The sequence below is a fragment of the Streptomyces sp. NPDC048415 genome (assembly GCF_040651675.1).
Classification (GTDB): Bacteria; Actinomycetota; Actinomycetes; order Streptomycetales; family Streptomycetaceae; genus Streptomyces.
Window position 1 is genome coordinate 130325 of record NZ_JBEZKJ010000003.1, and the last position, 15371, is coordinate 145695.

At 70.3% G+C, this 15371-nt stretch carries 13 protein-coding genes and 1 pseudogene; 13 read left to right on the plus strand and 1 reads right to left on the minus strand.

Annotated elements, in window-relative coordinates; all coding sequences use genetic code 11:
• Positions 1 to 7: 7 nt before the first annotated feature.
• From AB0D27_RS03700 to AB0D27_RS03760, 13 genes are all read left to right on the plus strand, one after another.
• Entirely contained in the window at positions 8 to 823 is an 816-nt protein-coding gene (locus tag AB0D27_RS03700; RefSeq protein ID WP_362501618.1) for an ABC transporter permease, read from the plus strand.
• A gap of 68 nt (positions 824 to 891) precedes the next feature.
• A complete protein-coding gene (locus tag AB0D27_RS03705) occupies positions 892 to 2049 on the plus strand; it encodes an FAD-binding oxidoreductase (protein ID WP_362501620.1) in 1158 nt (385 codons plus the stop codon).
• Entirely contained in the window at positions 2046 to 2345 is a 300-nt protein-coding gene (locus tag AB0D27_RS03710) for a (2Fe-2S)-binding protein (RefSeq protein WP_362501622.1), read from the plus strand. Before AB0D27_RS03705 ends, AB0D27_RS03710 begins: the two co-directional genes overlap by 4 nt.
• The gene (locus AB0D27_RS03715; RefSeq protein WP_362501624.1) at positions 2338 to 4212 is read left to right on the plus strand and encodes an NAD(P)/FAD-dependent oxidoreductase; all 1875 of its coding nucleotides are present in this window, start codon (positions 2338 to 2340) and stop codon (positions 4210 to 4212) included. The genes AB0D27_RS03710 and AB0D27_RS03715 overlap by 8 nt, the downstream gene beginning before the upstream one ends.
• 95 nt (positions 4213 to 4307) lie before the next feature.
• Complete coding sequence (locus tag AB0D27_RS03720) at positions 4308 to 5201, plus strand: dihydrodipicolinate synthase family protein (RefSeq protein ID WP_362501626.1); 894 nt, start codon at positions 4308 to 4310, stop codon at positions 5199 to 5201.
• 32 nt (positions 5202 to 5233) lie between these two features.
• Positions 5234 to 6235, plus strand: a complete 1002-nt coding sequence (locus AB0D27_RS03725) for a proline racemase family protein (RefSeq protein ID WP_362501628.1) — start codon at positions 5234 to 5236, stop codon at positions 6233 to 6235.
• Between the two features lie 77 nt (positions 6236 to 6312).
• Positions 6313 to 7002, plus strand: a complete 690-nt coding sequence (locus AB0D27_RS03730) for a GntR family transcriptional regulator (RefSeq protein ID WP_362501630.1) — start codon at positions 6313 to 6315, stop codon at positions 7000 to 7002.
• A 56-nt stretch (positions 7003 to 7058) separates the two neighbouring features.
• Positions 7059 to 8057, plus strand: a complete 999-nt coding sequence (locus tag AB0D27_RS03735; RefSeq protein WP_362501632.1) for a LacI family DNA-binding transcriptional regulator — start codon at positions 7059 to 7061, stop codon at positions 8055 to 8057.
• 111 nt (positions 8058 to 8168) lie between these two features.
• On the plus strand, positions 8169 to 9509 hold the full coding sequence (locus tag AB0D27_RS03740) for a sugar ABC transporter substrate-binding protein (protein WP_362501634.1): 1341 nt from the start codon (positions 8169 to 8171) through the stop codon (positions 9507 to 9509).
• Between the two features lie 5 nt (positions 9510 to 9514).
• Positions 9515 to 10468: a sugar ABC transporter permease gene (locus AB0D27_RS03745; protein ID WP_362501636.1), complete on the plus strand. Its 954-nt coding sequence runs from the start codon at positions 9515 to 9517 to the stop codon at positions 10466 to 10468.
• Positions 10465 to 11340 carry a carbohydrate ABC transporter permease gene (locus AB0D27_RS03750; RefSeq protein ID WP_362501638.1) on the plus strand — a complete coding sequence of 292 codons (876 nt, stop codon included), beginning with the start codon at positions 10465 to 10467 and terminating at the stop codon, positions 11338 to 11340. Before AB0D27_RS03745 ends, AB0D27_RS03750 begins: the two co-directional genes overlap by 4 nt.
• A gap of 29 nt (positions 11341 to 11369) precedes the next feature.
• The gene (locus AB0D27_RS03755) at positions 11370 to 12962 is read left to right on the plus strand and encodes a glycoside hydrolase family 13 protein (protein WP_362501640.1); all 1593 of its coding nucleotides are present in this window, start codon (positions 11370 to 11372) and stop codon (positions 12960 to 12962) included.
• An 82-nt stretch (positions 12963 to 13044) separates the two neighbouring features.
• Positions 13045 to 15192 carry a discoidin domain-containing protein gene (locus AB0D27_RS03760; RefSeq protein ID WP_362501642.1) on the plus strand — a complete coding sequence of 716 codons (2148 nt, stop codon included), beginning with the start codon at positions 13045 to 13047 and terminating at the stop codon, positions 15190 to 15192.
• On the opposite strand, the pseudogene AB0D27_RS03765 reads toward AB0D27_RS03760, so the two are convergent.
• Positions 15164 to 15313 (minus strand): annotated as a pseudogene (locus tag AB0D27_RS03765) (ABC transporter ATP-binding protein); the annotation flags it as partial. The gene AB0D27_RS03760 and the pseudogene AB0D27_RS03765 overlap by 29 nt on opposite strands.
• Positions 15314 to 15371: the final 58 nt, after the last annotated feature.

Here is a 15371-nt window from a genome sequence, read left to right on the forward strand (position 1 = left end):
GCCCGTTGTGCAACTCTCCCGTTCCGCGCGCATCGCGCTGCGCGTCGCCGCCGGGCTCGGCTTCGCGATCATCTACGTGCCGCTCGCGCTCGTCCTGGTCAATTCCTTCAACCCCGACCGCAGCGCGAGCTGGCCGCCCCCCGGCCTCACCTTCCACTGGTGGTCGATCGCCTGGCAGAACGAGGGGGCCCGCGCGGCGCTCTGGGTCTCGGTCAGGGCGGGTCTCGGCGCCACGGCCATCGCCCTGGTCCTCGGCACCCTGATCGCGTTCGCGGTGGCCCGGCACCGGTTCTTCGGCCGCGGCGCCATCTCCTTCGTGGTCGTCCTGCCGATCGCGCTGCCCGGCATCGTCACGGGCATCGCGCTCAACTCGGCCTTCAGCACGGTACTTGAGCCGCTCGGCGTCGGACTCGGCATGTTCACCGTGATCGTCGGCCACGCCACCTTCTGCATCGTGGTCGTCTTCAACAACGTCGTCGCGAGGCTGCGCCGTACGTCCGGCTCGTACGAGGAAGCGGCGATGGACCTGGGCGCGGACACCTTCCGGGCCTTCGTCGACGTCACCTTCCCGCTGGTGCGCTCGGCACTGCTGGCGGGCGCACTGCTGGCCTTCGCCCTCTCCTTCGACGAGATCGTGGTGACGACGTTCACGGCCGGGCCCGGTATCCAGACCCTGCCGATCTGGATCTTCAACAACATGACCCGGCCCCAGCAGGCACCGGTCGTGAACGTCGTGGCGGCGGTGCTCGTCCTGCTTTCGGTGATCCCGATCTACGCGGCTCAGCGGCTGTCCGCCGACACGGCGACCGAGAGCCGGATCTGAGCGGAAGGGGGACTGCCGAGGGGTACCGAGCCATTCCCGGCGGAAGAAGCATGTGACATAGTACTGCCGTGAGCAAGCCATTTACCTGCGATGTCGTGGTCATCGGGGCCGGAATGGTGGGCGCGGCCTGTGCCTGGTACGCGGCTCGGGCGGGTCTCGAGGTCGCCCTCGTGGACCGCGGTCCCGTGGCCGGCCGCACGACCGGCGCGGGCGAAGGGAATCTGCTCGTCTCCGACAAGGAACCCGGTCCCGAACTCGACCTCGCTCTTCTCTCGGGGCGCCTGTGGGCCGACCTCGTGCAGGAGGAGGGGCTCGGGCCCGCGATCGAGTACGAGGCCAAAGGCGGTGTCGTGGTGGCCGCCACGCCCCAGGGGCTGGCCGCGCTGGAGGCCTTCGCGGCGGGGCAGCGAGCAGCCGGAGTCTCGGCCGAACCGGTCGCGGCCGACCAACTGTCCGACCTTGAACCGCACTTGGCACCCGGCCTCGCGGGCGCGGTGCACTATCCGCAGGACACCCAGGTGATGCCCGCGCTCGCCGCCGCGCATCTCGTACGGGTGTCGGGGGCGCGGCTGCTGACCGGGCGGACCGTGACCGAGGTGCTGCGCACAGCGGACGGGGCGGTGCGGGGCGTACGGACCGACCGCGGCGACATCCATGCGCCGGCCGTCGTCAACGCGGCCGGGACCTGGGGCGCGGTGGTCGCCGATCTGGCGGGCGCCCCCCTCCCCGTCCTGCCCCGCCGGGGATTCGTCCTGGTGACCGAGCCGCTGCCGATGATGGTGCGCCACAAGGTGTACGCCGCGGACTATGTCGCCGACGTGGCCAGTGACTCGGCCGCACTCCAGACGTCGCCCGTCGTCGAAGGGACGGCCGCGGGGCCCATCCTGATCGGCGCGAGCCGGGAACGGGTCGGTTTCGACCGGTCGTTCTCGCTTCCGGTCGTCCGGGCGCTGGCCGCCGGGGCGACCGGGCTGTTCCCCTTCCTCGCGGGGGTGCGTGCCCTGCGGACGTACCTGGGCTTCCGTCCGTATCTGCCCGATCACCTGCCCGCGATCGGGCCCGACCCCCGGGTGCCCGGGCTCCTCCACGCCTGCGGGCACGAGGGCGCGGGTATCGGACTCGCCACCGGCACCGGGCAGTTGATCGCGCGGGTGCTGGCCGGCGAGACCCCCGATCTCGACCTCGCACCGTTCCGACCCGACCGTTTCTCCCAGGAGGCCGCGTGAATCCCCTGGAACTGGTCCAGGCGCAGCCCGGGCCTCCGTTCGCCGTCACCCTCGACGGCCGCGAGATCGAGGCGCTGCCCGGTCGCACCGTCGCCGCCGTGCTGTGGGCCGCGGGCGTCGCGTCCTGGCGCACCACGCGCGGAACGGGCCGCCCGCGCGGCGTCTTCTGCGGCATCGGCGTCTGCTTCGACTGCCTCGTCACCGTCAACGACCGCCCCAATCAACGGGCTTGCCTCGTGCCGGTGCGACCGGGCGACGCGATCCGTACGCAGGAGGGCACGGGCCACGATGACTGACCGACCCCACCTCGCGGTGATCGGCGCGGGCCCGGCGGGCCTCGCCGCTTCCCTGGCCGCGGCGGCACGCGGCATCCGCGTCACGCTGATCGACTCGGGTGCGGGGGCGGGCGGCCAGTTCTACCGTCGGCCCCCGAGCGAGATGGGCGCCCGCCGCGGGCGGGCCCTGCACCACCAGTGGCGTACGTGGGAGCGGCTGTCCCGAGGACTTGCCGCACAGGTGGCAGCGGGCGCGATCGATCATATGACGGACCGTCATGTGTGGGTGGTGGAGCGCCGCGAGGGGGGATCGGGGGCGGCCGACGGGGGAGCGGGGGCGACCGGCGGAGGAGCGGGGGCGACCGATGGGGCATCGGGGGCGGCCGACGGGGCATCGGAGGCGACCGACGAGGCATCGGAGGCGACCGACGGGGAAGCGGGGGACGCGGTCGCGTCGATTCCCGCGTCGGACGTGGCCGCGAGCGGTGCGCCGCTTCGCGGGCCGGACGCGACCGCGAGGTCTGCGTCGCGTTACCTGTCGGGCGGGGGTGCGGCGAGGTCTGTGCTGCGTCGCCTGTCGGGCGGGGGTGCGGCGAGGTCTGTGCTGCGTCGCCTGTCGGGCGGGGGTGCGGCGAGGTCTGTGCTGCGTTACCTGTCGGGCGGGGGCGTGACGAGGTCCGTGGTCCGTCACCCCTCAGGCGGGAGTGCGGCGAGATCTGTGCCCCGTCACCCGTCTGACGGGAGCGCGAGCTCTGCGCCGCTGCGCGCGCCGACGCCCGCCGGTGGTTTCACCGTGCACGCCCTTCTCGGCCCCCTTCAGGAAGACTCCGTCGCTGTCCATGCCGACGCCGTGCTGCTCGCCACCGGTGGGTACGAGAGGGTGTTGCCGTTCCCGGGCTGGACGCTGCCCGGTGTCGTGACGGCCGGTGGTGCGCAGGCCATGCTCAAGGGAGGCCTCGTTGTGCCGGGGCGAACCGCGGTCGTCGCCGGGACGGGGCCGCTGCTGTTGCCCGTCGCGACCGGGCTGGCCGCGGCGGGGGTGAAGGTGGCCGCGCTCGTGGAGTCCGCCGATCCGAAGGCGGTCCTGCGGCAGGCGGCCACCCTGGCCGCCCATCCCGGCAAGATGGCCGAAGGCGCCCAGTACGCCGCCCAACTCCTCCGCAGGCGCGTCAAGTTCATCCCCCGGCACACCCTCGTGGAGGCGCACGGCGAGGAGCGCCTCGACTCCGTGACCGTCGCCGCGCTCGGCGCCGACGGGCGCGTCAGGCACGGGAGTGAGCGGCGCATCCCCTGCGACACGCTCGCCGTCGGGCACGGCATGCTCCCGCACACCGACCTCGCCGAGGCGCTCGGGTGCCGTATCGACGGCCTCAAGGTGCACGTGGACGAGGAACAGCGCACCGACGTGCCCGGCGTCTGGGCCGCGGGCGAGACCACCGGCATCGGCGGCTCCGACCTGTCGCTCGCCGAGGGGCACATCGCGGGCCGTTCCATCGCCGCCCGGCTCACCGGCACGGAACCCGACCCGCGCGCGTGGGCCGCGGTCGCCAAGTCCCGTACCGAATTGCGAGAGTTCTTCGCGGCGATCGACGCCGTGTACGCGCCGCCCGCGCACTGGACGGACCAGGTCACCGAGGACACCGTGGTGTGCCGGTGCGAGGAGGTCACCGCCGGTGGGATCCGCGCGGCCGTCGGCGAACTCGGCGCCGGCGATGTACGGACCGTGAAGCTGCTCACCCGCGCCGGGATGGGCTGGTGCCAGGGCCGGATGTGCGAGCCGGCCGTCGCGGCGCTCGCCGGGTGCGAACAGGTGCCCGCGCGAAGGCTGTTGGCCCGGCCAGTGCCACTCGGGGTCCTCGCTCAGGCCGACGATCCGCGAGAGGACTGACCCCCAGGCCCGCGACCCACGCTGACCCCCGGGCCGCTACCGCAACCAGAAACCGACCACCAGTAACATGTCACACCCTATTGGGAGGCCCCTTCATGACCACCGACCACCGCCCCTGGCGCGGAGTCCTCGTCGCCACCGCGCTCCCACTGAACGACGACCTCTCCGTGAACTACGACCAGTTCGCCGCACACTGCGCCTGGCTGGTCGAGAACGGCTGCGACGGCGTCGTACCGAACGGCTCGCTCGGTGAGTACCAGGTGCTCACGCCCGAGGAACGCGCCAAGGTCGTCGAGACGGCCGTCGCCGCGATCGGCGGGGCCCGCGTGATGCCCGGAGTCGCCGCCTACGGCTCCGCCGAGGCCCGCCGCTGGGCCGAGCAGGCCAAGGACGCGGGCTGCCGGGCCGTGCTGCTGCTGCCCCCGAACGCCTACCGCGCCGACGCACGCTCCGTCCTCGCCCACTACGAGGAGGTCGCCAAGGCGGGCGTCCCCATCGTCGCGTACAACAACCCGATCGACACCAAGGTCGACCTGGTGCCCGAACTGCTCGCCAAGCTGCACGGGGAGGGATACATCCACGCGGTCAAGGAGTTCTCCGGCGATGTGCGGCGTGCGTACCGGCTCGCCGAACTCGCCCCGGAACTCGACCTGTTGATCGGCGCCGACGACGTCCTGCTGGAGCTCGCCGTCGCGGGAGCCAAGGGCTGGGTGGCCGGCTACCCGAACGCGTTGCCCGGCGCGAGCGTCGAGCTGTACCGCGCCGCCGTCAACGGCGACCTCGACACGGCGGGCAAGCTCTACCGTCGACTGCATCCCCTGCTGCGCTGGGACTCCCAGGTCGAGTTCGTCCAGGCCATCAAACTGTCCATGGACATCGTCGGCCGCCACGGCGGTCCGGTGCGCCCGCCGCGCGTCCGGCTGCTGCCCGCGCAGGAGGCCGCCGTCCGCGACGCGACCGAGAGGGCAGTCGCCGCCGGTCTCGCCTGAGCCCTCGCCGCCCCCGACCCACCAGGAGCCCCATGCGCAGCAAACTCGTCCTGCACGCCGTCGACTCGCACACCGAGGGCATGCCCACCCGCGTCATCACCGGCGGGATCGGCACGGTCCCCGGCGCGACCATGAACGAGCGGCGGCTCTACTTCCGTGAGCATCGCGACGACATCAAGCAGCTCCTGATGAACGAGCCGCGCGGCCACTCGGCGATGAGCGGCGCCATCCTCCAGCCGGCCAGCCGCCCGGACTGCGACTACGGCGTGATCTACATCGAGGTCTCCGGCTACCTCCCGATGTGCGGCCACGGCACCATCGGGGTCGCGACCGTGCTCGTGGAGACCGGCATGGTCGAGGTCGTCGAGCCGGTCACCACCATCCGGCTCGACACCCCGGCGGGCCTCGTCGTCGCCGAGGTCGCGGTCGAGGACGGCGCGGCCAAGGCCGTCACCCTCAAGAACGTGCCGTCCTTCTCCGTCGGCCTCGACCGCGAGGCCACGCTCGCCGACGGGCGGACGGTGACGTACGACCTCGCGTACGGCGGCAACTTCTACGCGATCCTGCCGCTGGAGGAGTTCGGGCTGCCCTTCGACCGTTCCCGCAAGGACGAGATCCTCGCCGCCGGGCTGTCGCTGATGGACGCCATCAACGCCGAGGGTGAGCCCGTGCACCCCGAGGACCCGTCCATCCGCGGCTGCCACCACGTCCACCTGTACGCGCCGGGCGCCACCGCCCGCCACTCCCGGCACGCGATGGCGATCCACCCCGGCTGGTTCGACCGCTCGCCCTGCGGTACGGGTACCAGCGCGCGTATGGCCCAGCTGCACGCCCGTGGCGAACTCCCGCCGCACACCGAGTTCGTGAACGAGTCCTTCATCGGGACGCGGTTCACGGGACGGCTGCTCGGCACCACGGAGGTCGCCGGAATCCCTGCCGTGCTGCCCAGTTTCACCGGCCGCGCCTGGCTCACCGGGACCGCCCAGTACCTGCTCGATCCGACCGATCCCTTCCCGGCCGGCTTCGTCCTCTAGGTCTTCGGGAGATACTGGTAGCGCGTGACATTGCATATGCCCGCAGACAGGCATGTGCCCGTACGAGGAGACACTCCATGGCCGCCCCGCGCAGCAGCGCCCCCTCCGCCGCTCCCGCCCTGCCCACGCTGGGCGGCAAGAAGAGCAGCTACCGCGAGCGTGTCGCCGACGCGCTGCGGGCCGCGCTGATCGCGGGCGAACTGCGCCCCGGCGAGGTCTACTCCGCGCCCACGCTGGCCGCCCGCTTCGGCGTCTCGGCGACACCGGTGCGCGAGGCCATGCTCGACCTCGCCAAGGAGGGCCTGGTGGACACGGTGCCCAACAAGGGCTTCCGGGTCACCGCGGTCTCCGAGAAGCAACTCGACGAGTACACCCACATCCGCTCACTCATCGAGATCCCGACCGTGGTGGAGCTGGCGACCACCGCGGATCCCGTCTCCCTGGAGGCGCTGCGCCCGGCCGCCCGGGAGATCGTCACCGCGGCGGCGGCCGGTGACCTCATCGCGTACGTCGAGGCGGACATTCGCTTCCATCTCGGCCTGCTGGCCCTCGCGGGCAACGCCCACCTGGTCGAGGTCGTCGGCGACCTGCGCAAGCGCTCGCGCCTGTATGGGCTCAACGCCCTGGTCCAGGCGGGCCGTTTGAAGGACTCCGCGGAGGAGCATCTCGAACTCCTGGACGCGCTGCTCGCGCGCGACGAGTACGCGGTCCGGGAAGTGATGACCCGCCACCTCGGCCATGTCCGCGGTCTGTGGGCGGCCCACTAGCCGGTGTAGGCAGGATTACGCAAGCCATTTGCATTTCTTGCGCTATTCTTGCGCGCATGACGCGACGACTTGCTCAAGTGGCGAAGAAGGTCGGGGTCAGTGAGGCCACGGTCAGCCGGGTGCTCAACGGCAAGCCCGGCGTCTCCGAGACCACCCGGCAGTCAGTCCTGTCCGCCCTCGACGTCCTCGGCTACGAACGGCCCACGCAGTTGCGCGGTGAACGCGCGCGGCTCGTGGGCCTCGTCCTGCCCGAGCTGCAGAACCCGATCTTCCCCGCCTTCGCCGAGGTGATCGGCGGGGCGCTCGCGCAGCTCGGACTCACCCCGGTGCTGTGCACCCAGACCAAGGGTGGCGTCTCCGAGGCGGACTACGTGGATCTGCTGCTCCAGCAGCAGGTTTCCGGTGTGGTGTTCGCGGGCGGCCTGTACGCGCAGGCCGACGCGCCGCACGACCACTACCGGCGGCTCGCGGACCGCAACATCCCGGTGGTGCTGGTCAACGCGGCCATCGAGCACCTGGGCTTCCCGGGCGTCTCCTGCGACGACGCGGTGGCCGTCGAGCAGGCCTGGCGCCATCTGGTCTCGCTCGGGCACGAGCGCATCGGGTTCGTTCTCGGGCCCGGCGACCACATGCCCTCGCAGCGCAAGCTGGCGGCGGCGCGCGCGCTCGCTCCGGACCTTCCGGACGAGTATGTCGCGCGGGCCATGTTCTCTCTGGAGGGCGGACAAGCCGCGGCCACCCGGCTGCTGGACCGGGGCGTCACCGGCGTCATCTGTGCCAGCGACCCGCTCGCGCTCGGCGCCGTACGGGCCGCCCGCCGCAAGGGGCTTGCCGTCCCGGGCGCGGTCTCCGTCGTCGGATTCGACGACTCGGCGTTCATGAACTGCACCGAACCCCCGCTGACCACGGTCCGCCAGCCCATCGAGGCCATGGGCCGGGCGGCCGTCGAGCTGCTGAACGCCCAGATCGGCGGCAGCAGCGTCACCCCCGAAGAGCTCCTGTTCGAGCCGGAGTTGGTGGTGCGTGGGTCCACTGCGCAAGCCCCCCGCCACTGAGGTCATGACTGCTGTCAAATAATTTCAGATTCTGCGCGACATCTTGCGGAACCGCAGCCGCCGGTGCTTGAGTGTGCGACGCCCACCGCTCCTGCCCAAAGGGGTCCACCGATGAGAAGCACCGGGTTCCGCCGTACCTTCGCCGTGTTCGTGGCGTCCGCCTGCGCGCTGACCGCCTGCGGTTCCGGCGACGACACAGCCGACGGAAAGACCCGCATCACGGTCAACTGCGAACCGCCGAAGAGCGCCAAGGTCGACCGCTCGTTCTTCGAGGCCGACGTCAAGGCCTTCGAGAAGGCCAACCCGGACATCGACGTCGTGACGCACGACGCGTTCCCGTGTCAGGACCCGAAGACCTTCGACGCCAAGCTGGCCGGCGGCCAGATGGAGGACGTGTTCTACACATACTTCACCGATGCGGGGCACGTCGTCGACGTCAAACAGGCCGCCGACATCACCAGTTACGTCAAGGACCTCAAGAGCTACGCCACCCTCCAACAGCAGCTGCGCGACATCTACACCGTCGACGGCAAGATCTACGGAATCCCGCGCACCGGCTACTCGATGGGCCTGATCTACAACAAGAAGCTCTTCGAGAAGGCCGGCCTGGATCCGGAAAAGCCTCCGGCGACCTGGGAGGAGGTGCGCGCGGACGCCAAGAAGATAGCCGCGCTGGGCGGCGGCACGGTCGGATACGCCGACTACAGCGCACAGAACCAAGGGGGTTGGCACTTCACCGCCGAGCTGTACTCGCAGGGCGGCGACGTCGTGAGCGCGGACGGCAAGAAGGCCTCCGTCGACACCCCCGAGGGCAAGGCGGTCCTGCAGAACCTCAAGGACATGCGCTGGGGCGACAACTCCATGGGCAGTAAACAGCTGTTGGTCATCAACGACGTCCAGCAGATGATGGGCTCCGGCAAGCTCGGCATGTACCTCTCCGCGCCCGACAACATCCCGATCCTCGTGAAGGAGAAGGGCGGCAACTACAAGGATCTCGCGCTGGCCCCGATGCCGGGCGGCAAGGGCACGCTCATCGGCGGCGACGGCTACATGTTCAACAAGAAGGACACCCCGGCGCAGATCAAGGCGGGACTCAAGTGGCTCGACCACATGTTCCTGAGCCCCGGCAAGGGCTTCCTCGGTAACTACGCTCGGGCCAAGCAGCACGACGCGCCCGTCGGCCTTCCGGAGCCGCGCCTGTTCACCGGCGCCGCCGACGCCAAGGACCAGCAGGTCAAGAAGGCCAACGCCAATGTCCCCGTCGACAACTACCAGGCCTTCCTCGACGGCAACCACAGCCTGAAGATGAAGATCGAGCCGCCGCAGGCACAGCAGATCTACTCGGTCCTGGACAGCGCCGTCTCCGCGGTGCTCACCAAGAAGGACGCCGACATCGACCAGCTGCTCAAGGACGCCTCCGGCAAGATCGACTCCATCCTCGCCCGGGGCTGACACCGATGCCGAAGACCGCGGCGCGGCCCGTCGAGGCGATCACCGTACTACCGGTCCAGGCGCCGCCTCCTGCAGGGGGCAGGGGGCGGCGCCGCCTCGCCGACCAGTCCCGCGCGTACGCCTTCCTGATCGGCGGCCTGCTCTGCTTCGCCCTGTTCTCCTGGTACCCGGCGATCCGCGCGGTCGTGATCGCCTTCCAGAAGTACACGCCGGGCTCCGGTGGCGAGTGGGTCGGCACCGCCAACTTCACCCGCGTCTTCCACGACCCGGAGTTCACCGCCGCCTGGCGCAACACCCTCACCTTCACGCTGCTGGCCCTGCTCATCGGCTTCGCCGTCCCCTTCGTGATGGCGCTGGTCCTCAATGAACTCCGGCACGCCAAGGCCTTCTTCAGGGTCGTGGTCTATCTGCCGGTGATGATCCCGCCGGTGGTCAGCGCCCTGCTGTGGAAGTGGTTCTACGATCCAGGAGCGGGCCTCGCCAACGAGGCGCTGCGCTTTGTGCACCTGCCGACCTCGAACTGGTCCAACGGCGCCGACACCGCCCTCGTCTCCCTGGTCATCGTCGCGACCTGGGCCAACCTCGGCGGCACCGTCCTCATCTACCTCGCCGCCTTGCAGAGCATCCCCGGCGAGCTGTACGAGGCGGCCGAGCTGGACGGCGCCAACGTCTGGCAGCGGGTGCGCCATGTGACGATCCCGCAGACCCGCTTCATCATCCTCATGCTGATGCTGCTGCAGATCATCGCCACGATGCAGGTCTTCACCGAACCCTTCGTGATCACGGGCGGCGGTCCCGAGAACGCGACGGTCACCGTGCTGTACCTGATCTACAAATACGCCTTCCTCTACAACGACTTCGGCGGCGCGTGCGCCTTGAGCGTCATGCTGCTGGCGCTGCTCAGCACCTTCTCCGCCCTCTATCTGCGGCTGACCCGCTCCACGGGGGAGGAAGCATGAGCGTCCGCACACTGGTCTCGCCGCTCACCCTGGCCCGCCCACGCGGCAAGGCCACGTACTGGACCGTCTTCACCGGCGTCGTCCTGCTCTTCGCGCTCGCCTTCCTCTTCCCCGTCTACTGGATGGTGACCGGCGCCATGAAGTCGCCGGACGAGGTGACGCGCACTCCGCCGACACTCGTGCCGCACACGTGGCACCTCAGTGGCTACACCGATGCCTGGGACCTGATGGATCTGCCGACCCATCTGTGGAACACGGTGGTGCAGGCCACCGGCGCCTGGCTGCTGCAACTCGTGTTCTGCACGGCCGCCGCGTACGCCCTCTCCCATCTGAAGCCCGCCTTCGGCAAGCTGATCCTCGGCGGCATCCTCGCCACCCTGATGGTCCCCGCGCAGGCACTCGTCGTCCCGAAGTACCTGACCGTGGCCGACCTCCCGCTGATCCACACCAGTCTGCTCAACGACCCGCTCGGCATCTGGCTGCCCGCCGTCGCCAACGCCTTCAACCTCTATCTGCTCAAGCGCTTCTTCGACCAGATCCCGCGCGATGTGCTGGAGGCCGCCGAGATCGACGGCGCCGGACGGCTGCGCACGCTGTGGTCGATCGTTCTGCCGATGTCCCGGCCCGTCCTGGGAGTCGTGTCGATCTTCGCCCTGGTCGCCGTCTGGCAGGACTTCCTCTGGCCGCTGATGGTCTTCTCCGACACCGACAAACAGCCCATCAGCGTGGCTCTCGTCCAGCTGTCCCAGAACATCCCGCTGACCGTGCTGATCGCCGCCATGGTGATCGCGAGCATTCCCATGGTCGCGATGTTCCTGGTCTTCCAGCGGCACATCATCGCCGGGATCAGCGCGGGCAGCACCAAGGGCTGACACCGCCCTCCTACAGAAAGGCTCGCACCGTGGGACAGCCCACCCCTGCCCGGAAGGCCGACGGTTGGTGGCGCTCCGCCGTCATCTACCAGGTGTACGTCCGCAGCTTCGCCGACGGGGACGGAGACGGCACCGGCGATCTCGCGGGCGTCCGCGCCAAGCTTCCGTATCTTGCCGAACTCGGCGTGGACGCCTTGTGGTTCAGCCCCTGGTACCCGTCCCCGATGAAGGACGGCGGCTACGACGTCGCCGACTACCGCGGCATCGACCCGGCGTTCGGGACGCTCGCCGAAGCCGAGAAGCTCATCGCGGAGGCAGGGGAGTCGGGGATCCGCACGATCGTCGACATCGTGCCCAACCACGTCTCCGACCAGCACGCCTGGTTCCGCGCCGCCCTCGCCGGCGGACCCGAGCGCGAGCTCTTCCACTTCCGCCCGGGCCGCGGAGACCACGGGGAACTCCCGCCCAACGACTGGAGGTCCCAGTTCGGCGGACCCGCCTGGACACGCCTCCCCGACGGCGACTGGTACCTGCACCTCTTCGCCCCGGAGCAGCCCGACCTCAACTGGGCACACCCGGTCGTCCGCCAGGAGCACGAGGACGTCCTGCGCTTCTGGTTCGAGCGAGGGGTGGCGGGCGTCCGCATCGACTCGGCGGCCCTGCTCGCCAAGGACCCGGACCTCCCCGACTTCGTCGAGGGCCGCGACCGGCACCCGTACGTCGACCTCGACGAACTGCACGACATCTACCGCTCCTGGCGCGCGGTCGCCGACGCCTACGACGGCGTCTTCGTGGGCGAGGTCTGGCTTCCCGACACCGAGCGCTTCGCCCGCTATCTGCGCCCCGACGAACTGCACACCGCCTTCAACTTCTCCTTCTTGTCCTGCCCTTGGGACGCCGGACGGCTGCGTAGGTCCATCGACGAGACCCTCGCCGAACACGCCCCCGTCGGAGCGCCCGCCACCTGGGTGTTGTGCAACCACGACGTCACCCGCACGGTCACTCGCTACGGTCGCGCGGACACCGGCTTCGACTTCGCCACCAAGGCCTTCGGCACCCCCACCGACCTGGCCCTCGGCGCCCGGCGGGCCCGGGCCGCCGCGCTGCTCTCGCTGGCTCTGCCCGGTTCCGTCTACGTCTACCAGGGCGAGGAACTCGGCCTGCCCGAGGTCGAGTTGGCGCCCGAGGTCATCCAGGACCCCATGCACGTCCGCTCCGGGGGCACGGACCCGGGCCGCGACGGCTGCCGGGTCCCGCTGCCCTGGACGGCCGGCGCGCCGTACGCGGGATTCGGCGGCGAACCCTGGCTGCCGCAGCCCGCCGACTGGCCGGCGTACGCGGCCGACCGCCAGGCCGAGGCCCCCGGCTCGATGCTCAGCCTCTACCGTGCGGCGCTCCGCATCCGCCGCAGCGAACCCGGCTTCGGTGACGGACCGCTCACCTGGCTGCCCGCACCCGAGGGCGTCCTCGCCTTCGCCCGCACGGACGACCTGCTCTGCGCCGTCAACCTCGCCGCAGGCCCGGTCGAGCTCCCCCCACACACCCAACTACTGCTCAGCAGTGGCCCCTTGGACGCCCAGGGGCTGCTCCCGCAGGACACGGCGGTCTGGCTGCACGCCTGAGACCGCCGACCGCACCACCGCTATCCCCGCACCCCCACCACGAAGGGATCAGCAGATGTCCAGCACTAGATCTGTCAGGCACATGCCACTCGCGTGCGCGGCGGCCGTCGCCCTCGCCGCGGGCATGCTCAGCGCCACCACGGCCCACTCCGCGGTGACGGCGGCGGGCGCCGACCTGCCCTTCACCTCCGTCGAGGCCGAGTCCGCCACCTCCACGGGCACCAAGATCGGCCCCGACTACACCCAGGGCACCCTCGCCTCCGAGGCTTCCGGACGGCAGGCCGTACGGCTGACCGCGGGCCAGCGCGTCGAGTTCACCGTGCCGCGCGCGGCCAACGCGGTGAACGTCTCGTACAACGTCCCCGACGGCCAGTCGGGCTCGCTCGACGTCTACGTCAACGGCACGAAGCTGTCGAAGAACCTCGCCGTCACCTCCAAGTACTCCTACGTCGACACCTCCTGGATCGGCGGCTCCAAGACCCACCACTTCTTCGACAACGCCCGGCTGCTCCTCGGTCAGAACGTGCAGGCGGGCGACAAGATCGCCTTCCAGGCCACGTCGACGCAGGTCACTGTGGACGTCGCCGACTTCGAGCAGGTCGCGGCCGCGGCGGCCCGGCCCGCAGGCTCGGTGTCCGTTACGGACAAGGGGGCGGACCCCAGCGGCCAGGGCGACTCGACCCAGGCCTTCCGGGACGCCATCGCCGCCGCGCAGGGGGGAGTGGTGTGGATCCCGCCGGGCGACTACCGCGTGACCTCCTCGCTGAGCGGCGTCAAGAACGTCACCCTTCAGGGCGCGGGCAGCTGGTACTCCGTCGTGCACACCTCCCGCTTCATCGATCAGACCAGCTCCTCGGGCGGCGTGCACCTCAAGGACTTCGCGGTCATCGGCGAGGTGACCGAGCGCGTCGACTCCAACCCCGACAACTTCGTCAACGGCTCCCTTGGGCCCGGCTCGAGTGTCTCCGGCATGTGGCTCCAGCACCTGAAGGTCGGCCTCTGGCTGACCGGAAACAACGACAATCTCGTCGTCGAGAACAACCGCATCCTCGACACCACCGCCGACGGTCTCAACCTCAACGGCAACGCGCGCGGTGTCCGGGTCCGGAACAACTTCCTGCGCAACAACGGCGACGACGCGCTCGCCATGTGGTCGCTCTACTCGCCCGACACCAACAGCAGCTTCGAGAACAACACCATCACCCAGCCGAACCTCGCCAATGGCATCGCGATCTACGGCGGTACCGACCTCGCGGTCAAGAACAACCTGGTCTCCGACACCAACGCCCTCGGCAGCGGTATCGCCATCTCCAACCAGAAGTTCCTGGACCCCTTCTCTCCTCTCGCCGGAACCATCACCGTCTCCGGGAACACCCTCGTCCGTGCGGGCGCGATTAACCCCAACTGGAACCACCCCATGGGCGCGTTGCGAGTCGACTCCTACGACAGCGCCATCGAGGCGAACGTCAACGTCACCGGTACGACGATCACCGACAGCCCGTACAGCGCCTTCGAGTTCGTCTCGGGCGGCGGGCACGGGTACGCGACCAAGAACATCACCGTCGACGGTGCCAGCGTCAACAAGGTCGGCACGGTCGTCGTCCAGGCCGAGTCGCAGGGCGCGGCCAAGTTCAGCAACGTCCAGGCCACCGGCGTCGGCGCGGCGGGCATCTACAACTGCCCCTACCCGACGGGCTCCGGCACCTTCACGCTCACCAACGGCGGCGGCAACTCGGGCTGGGACAGCACCTGGGCCGACTGCTCCAGCTGGCCGCAGCCCGGCGCCGGGAACCCGGACCCCGATCCGGCCCGCAACCTCGCCAAGGGCCGCCCGGCCAGTGCCACCGGCTCGCAGGACGTCTACACGCCCGGCAAGGCGGTCGACGGCGACGCGAACAGCTACTGGGAGTCCACCAACAACGCCTTCCCGCAGGCCTGGACGGTCGACCTGGGATCGACGCTGGCGGCCCGCCGTCTCGTTCTCAAGCTGCCGCCCGCCTCCGCCTGGCAGGCCCGCACGCAGACCCTGTCCGTGCTGGGCAGCACGGACGGCTCGTCGTACGCGACGGTGGTGGCCTCGAAGGGCTACCGCTTCGACCCGGCGACCGGGAACACCGTGACGGTCACTCTGCCGAGCGGCACGAACCTGCGCTATCTCAGGCTCAACGTCACCGCCAACACCGGCTGGGCCGCCGCCCAGTTCAGTGAGGTGGAGGCCTATCTGTCCTGAGACCGAGGGGCGCCCCGCGCTTGGCCGCCTGGATCTGCTCGTACACAGGGGGCCGCGGTTCGGCGAAGCGCGGGGCGACCCGTGTGCGCAACTGGTCCCGCTCGTCCGGGAGATCGACTTTCCACCAGGCCCTCCAGAGCGGCGCGGGTTGCGCAGATGCGGGAGCCCTCCTCGCTGTG

Coding starts and splice junctions, on each gene's coding strand:
- AB0D27_RS03715 (WP_362501624.1), top strand. CDS start 2,338: ATGACTGACCGACCCCACCTCGCGGTGATCGGCGCGGGCCCGGCGGGC.
- AB0D27_RS03720 (WP_362501626.1), top strand. CDS start 4,308: ATGACCACCGACCACCGCCCCTGGCGCGGAGTCCTCGTCGCCACCGCG.
- AB0D27_RS03725 (WP_362501628.1), top strand. CDS start 5,234: ATGCGCAGCAAACTCGTCCTGCACGCCGTCGACTCGCACACCGAGGGC.
- AB0D27_RS03730 (WP_362501630.1), top strand. CDS start 6,313: ATGGCCGCCCCGCGCAGCAGCGCCCCCTCCGCCGCTCCCGCCCTGCCC.
- AB0D27_RS03735 (WP_362501632.1), top strand. CDS start 7,059: ATGACGCGACGACTTGCTCAAGTGGCGAAGAAGGTCGGGGTCAGTGAG.
- AB0D27_RS03740 (WP_362501634.1), top strand. CDS start 8,169: ATGAGAAGCACCGGGTTCCGCCGTACCTTCGCCGTGTTCGTGGCGTCC.
- AB0D27_RS03745 (WP_362501636.1), top strand. CDS start 9,515: ATGCCGAAGACCGCGGCGCGGCCCGTCGAGGCGATCACCGTACTACCG.
- AB0D27_RS03750 (WP_362501638.1), top strand. CDS start 10,465: ATGAGCGTCCGCACACTGGTCTCGCCGCTCACCCTGGCCCGCCCACGC.
- AB0D27_RS03760 (WP_362501642.1), top strand. CDS start 13,045: ATGCCACTCGCGTGCGCGGCGGCCGTCGCCCTCGCCGCGGGCATGCTC.